Genomic DNA, 11,192 nt, shown 5'->3' on the forward strand with positions numbered 1-11,192 from the left:
GCTCAGTCAGCCCAGCGGCCGGGACCGGTGGACTGCGGCAGCACCTGCGCCGAAAGCGGGCGGTCCTTTTCCAGCAGGTTGAGCGCATCGGCCAGGATCGAGGCCGACTCCTTCAACAGCGGGTCCGGACGCTTCTCGGCGGCCTTCTCGCGTGCGGCATCCTTGACGATGTCGCGCTCGTTGCCGGTCAGGCCGTCGTCGCTGCTGTCCTCGGCCAGCGGGTCCAGCGGCAGGCCCAGCTCCCTGCGGGTGGCCTGGCGCTGCTTGCGCTGCGTTTCCTGGCGGTCACGCTCGGCGCGGCGGTCGGCCTCGTTGAGCGAGACGTACTTCTTGGCCGCCTCGGTGCGGAACTGGTTGACGTCCTCTTCCCACCACTGGAACTCGCGGTCGTTCTGGATGCGCTGGCCATGGCGGGTTTCCAGGCGCGGCAGGATCGGCGCGAAATTGCCGTACTGGGTGTGCGGCACCGCGGCGATGCGCGTCCACGGCAGCGCGTTGTCGTAGGTGCTCTCGCCGAACTCGCTGGCATCCACGCTGGCCGGGAAGGCCAGGTCCGGCACTACGCCCTTGTGCTGGGTGCTGGAGCCGCTGACGCGGAAGAACTGGGCGATGGTCAGCTTCACCTGGCCGAAGCGCTCCTTCTCGCTGGCCGGCCAGCGGTCCAGCGGCACCACGTTCTGCACGGTGCCCTTGCCGAAGGTGGTTTCACCGATGACCAGGCCACGGCCGTAGTCCTGGATGGCACCGGCGAAGATCTCCGATGCCGACGCCGAGCCACGGTTGATCAGCACCGCCAGCGGGCCGTCCCAGGCCACGGCCGGGTTGCGGTCGCTGTTGACGGTGACGCGGCCACCGGATTCGCGCACCTGCACCACCGGGCCCTGCTCGATGAACAGGCCGGTCAGTTCGATCGCCTCGTCCAGCGAGCCGCCGCCGTTGTTGCGCAGGTCCAGCACCACGCCGTCGACCTTGTCGGCCTTGAAGCCGGCCAGCAGCTTGGCCACGTCGCGGGTCGCGGAGGCATAGTCTGCCGCGTTGCGGCGACGGCCTTCGAAATCCTGGTAGAAGGTCGGCAGCTTGACGATGCCGATGCGGCGCTGCGCCTCGCCGGCCGCGCCGGGGATGGTCATGGTCTCGCCCTTGGCAGCCTGCTCGGACAGGCGGATCTTCTGCCGGGTGATGGTCACCATGCGGTGCTTGCCGTCCACGCCTTCGGCCGCCGGGATGTACTCCAGCCGCACCTGGGTGTCCTTGGCACCGCGGATCTTGGACACCACGTCATCGATGCGCCAGCCGATCACGTCCTCGATCGGGCCGGAACGGCCCTGGCCCACGCCGACGATGCGGTCACCGGCCTTGAGCGTGCCGTCCAGGTCCAGCGGACCACCGGGCACCACCTCGCGGATCACCACCACGTCGTCCTGGCGCTGCAGCTGGGCACCGATGCCCTCCAGTGACAGCGACATGGCCTGGTTGAAGTTCTCGGCCGTGCGCGGGGTGAAGTAGTCGGTGTGCGGGTCGACGGCGCTGGTATAGGCGTTCATGTAGAACGAGAACACGTCGTCGTTCTTGAGCTCGTTGATGCTCTTGCCCAGCGTCTCGTAGCGCTTGTCCAGCGTCTTGCGGATGTCGGCGGCCGACTTGCCGGCCAGCTTCAGCCGCAGCCAGTCGTTCTTGACCGACTTGCGCCACAGCTCGTCGAGCTCGGCGCTGGTCGCCCACGGCACGTCCTTGCGGTCGTAGTCGAAGCGTTCCTGGACGCTGAAGTCCGGCTCCTGGCGCAGCAGGCGGCGGGCATAGGCCACGCGCTCGGTGGCGCGCTGGCGGTACACGCTGAACACCTGGAACGCCGGGTCCAGCTCGCCGGAGCGGATCGCATCGCCGGTGCGCGCGGCCAACGGCGCGAAGCCGTCCACGTCGTCCTTGGTGAAGAACTGCTTGCCGCTGTCCAGCGACTCCAGGTAACGCTTGAACACGTCCTGCGAGGTGGCCGCGTCCAGCGCGCGCGGGCGGTAGGCGTAGCGGCTGTCCGACAGCAGTCCGTAGACCAGCTTGGAGGTGGTGGTCTGGTCGAGCGTCGGGGACGACGGCAGGGCCGGGGAATCGGCGCGCGCCAGCATCGCGGCGGGCGCGGTCAGCGCGAAGGCCAGCAGGAAGGCGGGAACTCGGTAAGTCATCAAAGTACTCGGGGCACCGGACGTTGGGGGGAGGTTGCGGACAGCTCGGACACTTCGACAGTGCCGAAAGTTTCGGCCGTTGTCACGCTGTCCACGGCCAGACTAGCCGCAGCCCCGTAGCAGAATGTGAATCGCCCGGACACGGGCTGGCGGCGACCGCCCTGCCCACGCCTGCGCTGCGGCAGGCGCGGGGTACTCAGGCCGCGCTCAGACGTGGACGCCGGCACCGGCCGCCTGCTGGTCGGCGTGGTAGGACGAACGCACCATCGGGCCGGAGGCCACGTGGGTGAAGCCCAGCGCGTAGCCGTAGTCCTCGAACGCCTTGTATTCCTCCGGCGTCCAGTAACGCAGCACCGGGTGGTGGTGCGCGGTCGGCTGCAGGTACTGGCCGATGGTGACCATCTCCACGTCATGCGCGCGCAGGTCGCGCAGGGTGGCCTGCACCTGCTCGAAGGTCTCGCCCAGGCCGAGCATGATGCCGGACTTGGTCGGCACGTCCGGGTGCTGCGCCTTGAAGTTCTTCAGCAGGGTCAGCGACCACTGGTAGTCCGCACCCGGGCGCACGTTGCGGTACAGGTCCGGCACGGTCTCGATGTTGTGGTTGAACACGTCCGGCGGGTTCTGCGCCAGGATTTCCAGCGCGCGCTCCATGCGGCCCTTGCCACGGAAGTCCGGGGTCAGCACTTCGATGCGGGTGCCCGGCGACTTGGCGCGGATGGCGGTGATGCAGTCGACGAAGTGCTGGGCACCGCCATCGCGCAGGTCGTCGCGGTCGACGCTGGTCACCACCACGTACTTCAGGCCCATGTCAGCCACGGTCTGGCCGAGGCTGGCCGGTTCGTTGGCATCCGGCGGCTTGGGCCGGCCGTGGGCCACGTCGCAGAACGAGCAGCGGCGGGTGCAGACCTCGCCCAGGATCATGAAGGTGGCGGTGCCGTGGCCGAAGCATTCGTGGATGTTCGGGCAGCTGGCTTCCTCGCACACGGTGACCAGGCGGTTCTCGCGCAGCTTGGCCTTCAGGTTGGCCACCGCATTGCCCGAGGGGATGCGCACGCGGATCCACGACGGCTTGCGCAGCACCGGGGCGTCGGCGAACTGCACCGGCGAGCGGCCGATCTTGTCACCGCCGATCTGCTTGACACCGGCCTGCAACGGCGCGGACGAGGTATCGGCCTGCACGACCTGCAGGGGAATGGAGCGCGTGGTGGATTCAGTCATGGCGTTACCGGCGGCGTCAGGGCCGCGTAGTCAGGTCGGGCAATTCGGACGTCGGCTGCAGCGCCAGCCCGAACTGCTGGGCCAGATGGGACAGCAGCACCGACTTGACCGCCTCGATGCCCGAGGGACCGCCCAAGTCTAGCACCGAGGTCACCTGCATCCCGGCGTAACCGCAGGGGTTGATGCGGTGGAACGGTTCCAGGTCCAGCGAAACGTTGAAGGCCAGCCCGTGGAAGCTGCAGCCGCGCCGCACGCGGATGCCGAGCGCGGCGATCTTGGCCCCGCCGACGTAGACGCCCGGGGCGCCCTCCAGCCGCTCGGCGCCGATGTTCCACTCGTCCAGCGTGTCGATGATGGCCTGCTCGATGCGGCACACGTAGTCACGCACGCCGATGCCGAGCCGGCGCAGGTCCAGCAGCGGGTAGACCACGATCTGGCCGGGGCCGTGGTAGGTCACCTGGCCACCACGGTCCACGTGCAGCACCGGGATGTCGCCCGGGGCGAGCACGTGCTCGTCCTTGCCGGCCTGCCCCAGGGTGAACACCGGGTCGTGCTCGACCACCCAGACCTCGTCGGTGGTGCCGTCGTCGCGGCCGTCGGTGAACTGCTGCATCGCATGCCAGACCGGCGCATAGCCCTGCCGGCCGAGGTCACGCAGGACGGCGGGCCGTTGGCGCGCGGGCGCCGCCGGTACCGCGCAGGCGGTCACAGCGTCCACTTCACTTCCGGATGGTCACGCAGCGCGGCATGCGCCGCGTCGTACTGCTCGCGGCTGTCGGCCCGGAAGGCGATGCGCACGGAGACGTACTTGCCGTTGGACGAATGCTTCCAGGCGATGCGCTCGTTGAGCACTTCCACCCCGGCGCTCTGCAGCAACCTGGGCAGTTCCTGCTCCAGCCCGATGTTGGCCGCGCCCATGGCGCTCAACTCGAAGGTACCGGGGAACTGGAAGCCGTGTTCAGGATTGTCGGACTTGATTTCCATGGCGGACATTATCGGGGCGTGGCGCCCCAAACCCAAGGCCATGGCCGGTTTACAGCCTTCCAAAACGGGAAGGGCCGTTTTCGCGGCCCTTCCGGCAGGCATCGGCAGCTTACCTGGACAGTTCCAGCAGGGTCGAGGAGACCCAGCCACGGTTGCCCAGTTCATCTTCCACTTCCCACATCACGCCTTCCTTGGTGCCGGTCGGGTACAGCATCATGCCCGGATCCAGGGTGCGCACCGGGGCACCGGTGCCGCGGGCGTTGGCCAGCAGGCGACCGGCACGGGTCACGGTCACGGCCTGCTGCGCGTTGGAAGCGGCGGCATTCTCCGGCAGGCCACCCAGCTGGGCGACGATGTCGGTGTAGGCCTGCAGGTAGGCCATGGTGATCACCTGGCCGATTTCGGTGTTGGCGTAACCGCCCACGCCCGCCGCGCCCAGGCCGCTGCCGCCGAACAGGCCGCCGCCGGCACCAAAGCCCATGTCGCTCTTGCGCGCGGAGCCTTCGGCCATGGCCACCTGCTCGGAGGAACGCACGTCGGTCACGGTCAGGACCACGTCGGCGGTCTTGCTGGTGAAGTTCAGGCCACCGACGATCGCGCCGGCGCGGCCGCCGATCAGGCCGCCCAGCAGGCCACCAATGGCATTGCCACCGGCGTTGCTGTTCTGCGAGATCAGGTCCGGGATCATCACGTAGTCGGCAGCCTTGATCTGGCCCTTGCCGACGTTGGAACGGCCACGCAGCTCGCCGCTGGCGGCCAGCTCACGCTCGAACTGGCCGGCGGCCATGCCGGCGCCACGGTCGACCAGGGTGAAGCAGCGCGAACGGTTGACGAACACCTTGATCAGGCGGCTCGGCGCCGGCAGCTGCTGGCCGGTCCACCAGTTGGTGGCATCTTCCGGCTCGATCACCGACATCGAACCGATCGGGCGCTGGCAGGTCGGAATCTGGGCGACCGCAGCCTTGCGCTGTTCCTGCGCCTGGGTGCCCCGGTTCTTGAATGATGCTTCGGCGGGCTGGCTGGTGACAGCCGCGGCAATACCTACGGTGAGCGCCGCTGCAACGAGCGGCGAAAAGACGTTACGCATATCAGTTACTTCCCCGTTACCTGCACCTATCGAGGTGCGTTCCTTTGGCGTTTGCGACCTAGCGGCAAAATCCTGTTCCACCCCACTTTCGGGCAGGCGAGCGCGGGCCGGTCGCGCCGATGCTACCGCACGAAGATCAAGGGATTCCATCAAAGCTTTGTGGGAAAACCCCGCGACTTGAGCCTCCCAGGGTGTGATCGTCCGCAAATTTCGATGGACGTCACGTTGCAAACCCCCATTCATCTTGTTGGAAACCACCGGCAATCCCTCCGCGTCCTCCACGGGCATGTCCGGCCATTCCCCCCTGCTCCCGAAACAATTCGTCCGTTCAGGGCCCGATGTTCAAACCGGCCCGCGCCGCTAAGCTGGTCCAATCTTACGAACGACATCATGGAGAACGCCGCATGAGGGACGGCAAGGGCTTTCCTCTCGCCGCGCTGCTGGCCGGCACCCTGCTCGCCAGCACCGCCCAGGCCGCTGAACAATGCGCGCAGAGCGCCTTGGCCGAGCACCCGCCGGCGATCAACTTCCGCGTCGACAACGACCTGTTCGGCGGCGCCCAGCAGGACCAGGGCTACACCAATGGCGCGATGTTCACCCTGGTCTCGCCGAACCTGAAGGACTACACCGACGACCCCTGCCTGCCGCGCCTGGCACGCTGGACCAACCGGCACCTGGAACGCCTGCATCCGGGCGGGTTCGAACAGCAGAACATGATCTTCAGCTTCGGCCAGGGCCTGTTCACGCCGACCGACAACACCCGCTCGGACCTGATCCGCGACGACCGTCCATATGCCGCCGCGCTGCTGGTGAACTTCGGCTACAACGCGCGCAGCGGCGCGCACCTGCGCACCACCCAGCTGGCGGTCGGCATGGTCGGCCCGGCCGCCATGGGCAAGCAGGTGCAGCAGGCCGTGCACAGCGTGCTGGGCGACGAGAAGTTCAAGGGCTGGGACAACCAGCTGCACAACGAGCCGGTGTTCAAGCTGGTGCATGAGCGGATGCGCCGGTGGCCGGCCGAGCCCAGCACCGTTGGCTGGGGCTGGGACGCGATCAGCCATTGGGGCGGCGCGCTGGGCAACCTCGCCACCTACGCCAACGCCGGTGGCGAAGTCCGCTTCGGCTGGAAGCTGCCCGATGATTTCGGCAGCTCGCCGATGCGCCCGGCCGGCGAGAACACCGCGCCAACGCGCCATGGCCGCGCGACAGGCTGGTCGAGCCACCTGTTCCTCACCAGCGATGCCCGCTGGGTTGTGCGCGACATCACCCTGGACGGCAACACCTTCCGCACCAGCCACCGCGTGGACAAGCGCCCGTTCGTCGGCGACATCGGCTATGGCGTGGCGGTGATGCGCGGTCGCTGGAAGTTCGCGCTGGCCCGCTACCACCGCACCCGCGAGTTCGAAGGCCAGAAGGAAACCCCGGTGTTCGGCAGCTTCACGGTCAGCCGCACGCTCTGACCCGCCTGCGGCCTCGCTGCGCAGCCGCGCGCCAGGCAGGTGCGTGCAGCGAGGCACAAACAAAAGCGGCGCTGCCGCGTCCGACGAATCGTCGAGCGCGGCCGCGCCGCCTGGCCGTTCCGGCCGGTGGCCGCCCTTACTCGGACTTCCACCACATCATGAAGGCGTCCCACAGGCGCTTGAAGAAGCCACCCTCTTCCACCGCCTGCACCGCCACCAGCGGCGCCTCGGCGATCACCTTGCCATCCAGCGACACCTTGACGGTGCCGATCTGCTGGCCAGCGGTGATCGGGGCAACCAGCTGCTTGGGCACGTCCATGCTCGGCTTGAGGTCGTTGTAACGGCCGCGCGGCACGCTCACCAGCATCGGCTGGGCAACGCCCAGCTGCACCTCATCGGCCTTGCCCTTCCAGACGTGCTGGCTGGTCACGGCCTTGCCCGGCTCGTACAGGCGATGGGTTTCGAAGAAACGGAAGCCCCAGTTCAGCAGTGCCAGGCTGTCATCGGCACGCTGCTTCTCCGAGGCACCGCCCATCAGCACCGCGATCAGGCGCTGGTCGCCGCGCTGGGCCGAGCTCATCAGGCAATAGCCGGCCGCCGAGGTGTGGCCGGTCTTGATGCCGTCCACGCTCGCGTCACGCCACAACAGCAGGTTGCGGTTGGGCTGGGTGATGTTGCCGACGGTGAATTCCTTGATCTTGTTGTACGCGTAGGTCTCCGGGTAATCGCGCACGAAGGCGCGGCCCAACAGCGCCAGGTCGTAGGCGCTGGACTGGTGGCCTTCGGCGTTGAGGCCGTGCGCGTTGACGAAGTGCGAGTCCTTCATGCCGATCTTGGCGGCGTAGCTGTTCATCAGCGCGGCGAAGGCCTCCTGGCTGCCGGCGGCATGTTCGGCCAGGGCGATCGCGGCATCGTTGCCGGACTGGATCGCCATGCCCTTTTCCATGTCCTCCAGGCGCGCGGTCTGGTTGACCGGGAAACCGCTGTAGCTGCCGTCGGTGCCCGCGCCGCCTTCACGCCAGGCGCGCTCGCTCATCATCACCTGGTCGTCCGGCTTGATCTTGCCGTTCCTGGTCTCGGCGGCGAGCACGTAGGACGTCATCACCTTGGTGATGCTGGCCGGCGGCACCGGCATGTGGACGTTCTCGCCGGCCAGCACCTGGCCGGTGGCGTAATCCATCAACACCCAGGCGGTGGCGGTGGTCGGGACCGGTGCCGGCGGCGTCGCCACCTGGGCCGGAGCGGCCGCGGCAGCGGGGGCTGGGGTCGGCGTGGGGGTGGGCGTCTGGGCGGATGCCAGGCCAACGACGAGCGTCGTGGCCAGCGCGGCGGCGGCAAAACGGAATTTCATCGGAAATCGGTTCCTGCGGGACGAGGAAAAAAGAAACGGACGATCATTGTAGGACGGGCGCACCGCCATTGCGGTGCGACATCCGGCGTCAGTCGCGGACGATCTGCGGACTGCCAAAGCCCAGACCCGCAATGCGTCCGGCGAGTTCCGCCGCACTGCTCTGGTCGCTGGCCGGTACACGCAGGCGCCACAGGGTACGCCCGCCGCTGACGATATCGCTGAGCGAGGCGCCGACGATACCGGCGGCCGACAGCTGGCTCAGCGCCCGTGCAGCATTGTCGCGGCTGGAAAAGCTGGCCACCTGCAGCAGGATGGCGCCCAACGCACGCGTGGCCGGGTCGGCCGGGACCGCCGGCGTGGTGGCCGCGCGCACGGCCGGTGCGGGCGCCGTCGCCGGCAACGGTTGTACGGCCACCGGGGCCGGTTCGGTACCGGCGGCGCGCGTGGCAGCCGGGCGACCGGTGGCCACGCGCACACCGTTGTCCTTCATCCACGCGTCGAAATGATCGGCACTGGCGACCGCGGTGGTGGCCGCCGGCGGGGCCGCGGCAGGCGGGTTCGGCAGCTTTTCCACCAACTGGTCCATGCGGCTTGGTGCCACCGGTCGGGCCGGCGCACTGACCGTCGCCACCACCGGCGCGGCCGCGCGTTCGCCGCGGCCACGACGGCTGCCGTTGCCGGCCAGCACGTTGTCGCTGCCCGGGGTCAGGCCACGCACCTCGACCCGCCCGGTGCCGCGCTGGGTGATGCCCAGGCGCACCGCGGCCGCGTAGCTCAGGTCGATCACGCGGCCGTCGTGGAAGGGCCCGCGGTCATTGACCCGCACCACCACCGACTCGCCGTTGTCCAGGTTGGTGACACGGGCGAAGCTGGGCAGCGGCAGGGTCTTGTGCGCGGCGGTGAAGGCGTACATGTCGTACACCTCGCGGTTGGAGGTCAGCCGGCCGTGGAACTTCTGGCCGTAATACGAGGCCGTGCCCTGCTCGACGTAGCGGCTGACGTCGTCCATCACCTGGTACTGCTTGCCCAGCACCACATAGGGCGAGCGGTTGCCCACCGCCGAACGCGGCTCGCTGGTCACCACCGGTTCGGGGATGCAGTCCACGTTGGGGACGTAGCTTGGCGTGCTGTCCCTGACGCCCGGCTTGTACAGGCCTCCGGCGGTGTAATTGCCGCGCGTGGAGAGGTCTTCCTGCGCCTTGGCGTACGGCGAGCCTTCCGGGCAACCGGCACGGGCGTCACCGCGGCCATGCACGACCGTGCCGGCATGCGCGCCGGCAGCGGCACTGCCGCCGCCGGCCTTCTTCGGGGCGCTGCTGCAGGCGGCCAGCCCGAGCACGATCAACGCAGGGACCAGCCACTTGATGTTCATGCCGGGGGGAGCTCCTTGCCGGCGATGGCCTGGGACAGCTGGAACACGGCCATCGCGTACATCTTGGAGATGTTGTATCGGGTGATCGCGTAGTAGTTCTGGAAGCCCAGCCAGTACTGCTTGCCGTTGCTGCCTTCCAGGGTCACCGGCGTGGCGGTGGCGTTGGCCGCGCGGATCGGCGTCACCGCGTGGTAGCCGCGCGCGGCCAGGTCATCGATGGTCCAGGTCGGGGTCCAGTCGGTCGGGTTGAACTCCTCGCGGCCGGCGTCGAGCGTGGCCGGCACCGCGACGGTGCCACCGCGCACCCAACCGCCCTTCTTCACGAAGTAGTTGGCGATCGAGGAAAACACGTCGTCATAGCTGTTGAACAGGTCCCGGCGGCCGTCACCGTTGCCGTCCACGGCGAAGTCCAGGTAGCTGGACGGCATGAACTGGCCCATGCCCATCGCGCCGGCATAGCTGCCCTTGAGGGTGGTGATGTCCAGCTTTTCCATGCGCGCCAGTTCGAACAGCTTGGCCAGCTCGTCGCGGAAGAACAGCTCGCGGCGCACCTCGCGCTCGAGCTTGGCCGGGTCGCCGCTGCGCGGGTACCTGAAGGCCAGCGTGTACAGCGCATCGAGCACGCGGTGGTTGCCGGCGTTGCGGCCGTAGCTGGTCTCCACGCCGATGATCGCCACGATCACCTCGGCCGGCACGCCGGTGCGTTCCTGCACCCGCATCAGCTCGTCGCGGTGCTGGGCCAGGAAGGCACGGCCGCCGTCGATGCGGGCCTGGGTGATGAACATCGGCCGGTATTCGTTCCACGGCTTGACCCGCTCGGCCGGCCGCGACATCGCCGCAATGATCGGTTCGCGGATCTGCGCCTGCGCCAGCGTGGCTTCGATGTAGGCCGGATCGATGCGGTAACGCGCCGCGGTGTCACGGACGAAATTGGCACGGGCGGTTTCGAAGGGCACCGGGGTCAGGTCGACCGGGGGCAAGTCCTGCTTGCTTTCCGGAGTCGCCTCGGCCGGACCGGTGCCTGGCTTGGCCGGCGTGGCGGGTGCCTCGGCCGGAACCGGCGACGGCGTGGGGGCATGCGGCTGGGTCGCGCAGGCGACCAGACCGAACGTGAGACAGCAAATCAGAGCGCGTCGAATCATCGGCCGAGATTAGCAGGTCAAAGATGAATTTCCATCAATAAGACCATGAATCCCAACGAGATTGAAGGGGAAAATCCGTCCACGGATGGCACCCTGCGGCGCCCCTGCAAGATGAATGCGGCCACGCTTTGCCGGCCCTGCCCGTCCACCGGGCATAAAAATGGGCGTCGGCCATCCCCCCATCCCGCAGAGATGACCGACGCCCGGATTGGTGTGGGGGAACCGGGTCGTCATCTCCCCATGCCGACCCGCCAACAACCAACCGGTTGTCGCGGCGCGACAGCTGCCAGCGACGCTGACATTGTGAAGAACTCGTAAAGCCTTGTGTTTGATCTCGATCAAAAGCCGGGCAATCAACCCAACTCAGCCACCGTGGACCGGTCGGTGCGCACGCACCGCCA

9 protein-coding genes are annotated in these 11,192 nt (G+C 68.1%); 1 reads left to right on the forward strand and 8 read right to left on the reverse strand.

Features of this window, described 5'->3' with window-relative positions:
* Nucleotides 1-2: 2 nt before the first annotated feature.
* From VA603_RS18880 to VA603_RS18900, 5 genes are all read right to left on the reverse strand, one after another.
* Complete coding sequence (locus VA603_RS18880; protein WP_132865665.1) at nt 3-2,177, reverse strand: carboxy terminal-processing peptidase; 2,175 nt, start codon at nt 2,175-2,177, stop codon at nt 3-5.
* A 207-nt stretch (nt 2,178-2,384) separates the two neighbouring features.
* Complete coding sequence (gene lipA, locus VA603_RS18885; RefSeq protein ID WP_323439746.1) at nt 2,385-3,395, reverse strand: lipoyl synthase; 1,011 nt, start codon at nt 3,393-3,395, stop codon at nt 2,385-2,387.
* Between the two features lie 16 nt (nt 3,396-3,411).
* Nucleotides 3,412-4,113, reverse strand: coding sequence for a lipoyl(octanoyl) transferase LipB (gene lipB, locus VA603_RS18890; RefSeq protein ID WP_323439747.1), 702 nt, complete (start codon nt 4,111-4,113; stop codon nt 3,412-3,414).
* Nucleotides 4,101-4,379 carry a DUF493 family protein gene (locus tag VA603_RS18895; protein ID WP_132865668.1) on the reverse strand — a complete coding sequence of 93 codons (279 nt, stop codon included), beginning with the start codon at nt 4,377-4,379 and terminating at the stop codon, nt 4,101-4,103. The genes lipB and VA603_RS18895 overlap by 13 nt, the downstream gene beginning before the upstream one ends.
* A gap of 109 nt (nt 4,380-4,488) precedes the next feature.
* Nucleotides 4,489-5,466: a CsgG/HfaB family protein gene (locus tag VA603_RS18900; protein ID WP_132865669.1), complete on the reverse strand. Its 978-nt coding sequence runs from the start codon at nt 5,464-5,466 to the stop codon at nt 4,489-4,491.
* Between the two features lie 404 nt (nt 5,467-5,870).
* Here VA603_RS18900 and VA603_RS18905 point away from each other — a divergent pair, with 404 nt between their 5' ends.
* Nucleotides 5,871-6,926, forward strand: a complete 1,056-nt coding sequence (locus tag VA603_RS18905) for a lipid A deacylase LpxR family protein (protein ID WP_323439748.1) — start codon at nt 5,871-5,873, stop codon at nt 6,924-6,926.
* A gap of 136 nt (nt 6,927-7,062) precedes the next feature.
* Here VA603_RS18905 and VA603_RS18910 read toward each other — a convergent pair whose 3' ends face one another.
* The 3 genes from VA603_RS18910 to mltB form a co-directional block, all read right to left on the reverse strand.
* The gene (locus VA603_RS18910; RefSeq protein WP_132865671.1) at nt 7,063-8,277 is read right to left on the reverse strand and encodes a D-alanyl-D-alanine carboxypeptidase family protein; all 1,215 of its coding nucleotides are present in this window, start codon (nt 8,275-8,277) and stop codon (nt 7,063-7,065) included.
* A gap of 88 nt (nt 8,278-8,365) precedes the next feature.
* Entirely contained in the window at nt 8,366-9,649 is a 1,284-nt protein-coding gene (locus tag VA603_RS18915; RefSeq protein WP_323439749.1) for a septal ring lytic transglycosylase RlpA family protein, read from the reverse strand.
* Nucleotides 9,646-10,791 (reverse strand): lytic murein transglycosylase B, encoded by a 1,146-nt coding sequence (gene mltB / locus VA603_RS18920; protein ID WP_323439750.1) that lies wholly within the window; start codon nt 10,789-10,791, stop codon nt 9,646-9,648. The genes VA603_RS18915 and mltB overlap by 4 nt, the downstream gene beginning before the upstream one ends.
* Nucleotides 10,792-11,192: the final 401 nt, after the last annotated feature.

The sequence above is a fragment of the Stenotrophomonas capsici genome, from assembly GCF_034961085.1.
Taxonomy (GTDB): Bacteria; Pseudomonadota; Gammaproteobacteria; order Xanthomonadales; family Xanthomonadaceae; genus Stenotrophomonas; species Stenotrophomonas capsici.

Coding starts and splice junctions, on each gene's coding strand:
- VA603_RS18880 (WP_132865665.1), bottom strand. CDS start 2,177: ATGACTTACCGAGTTCCCGCCTTCCTGCTGGCCTTCGCGCTGACCGCG.
- VA603_RS18895 (WP_132865668.1), bottom strand. CDS start 4,379: ATGGAAATCAAGTCCGACAATCCTGAACACGGCTTCCAGTTCCCCGGT.
- lipA (WP_323439746.1), bottom strand. CDS start 3,395: ATGACTGAATCCACCACGCGCTCCATTCCCCTGCAGGTCGTGCAGGCC.
- VA603_RS18905 (WP_323439748.1), top strand. CDS start 5,871: ATGAGGGACGGCAAGGGCTTTCCTCTCGCCGCGCTGCTGGCCGGCACC.
- VA603_RS18910 (WP_132865671.1), bottom strand. CDS start 8,277: ATGAAATTCCGTTTTGCCGCCGCCGCGCTGGCCACGACGCTCGTCGTT.
- mltB (WP_323439750.1), bottom strand. CDS start 10,791: ATGATTCGACGCGCTCTGATTTGCTGTCTCACGTTCGGTCTGGTCGCC.
- VA603_RS18900 (WP_132865669.1), bottom strand. CDS start 5,466: ATGCGTAACGTCTTTTCGCCGCTCGTTGCAGCGGCGCTCACCGTAGGT.
- VA603_RS18915 (WP_323439749.1), bottom strand. CDS start 9,649: ATGAACATCAAGTGGCTGGTCCCTGCGTTGATCGTGCTCGGGCTGGCC.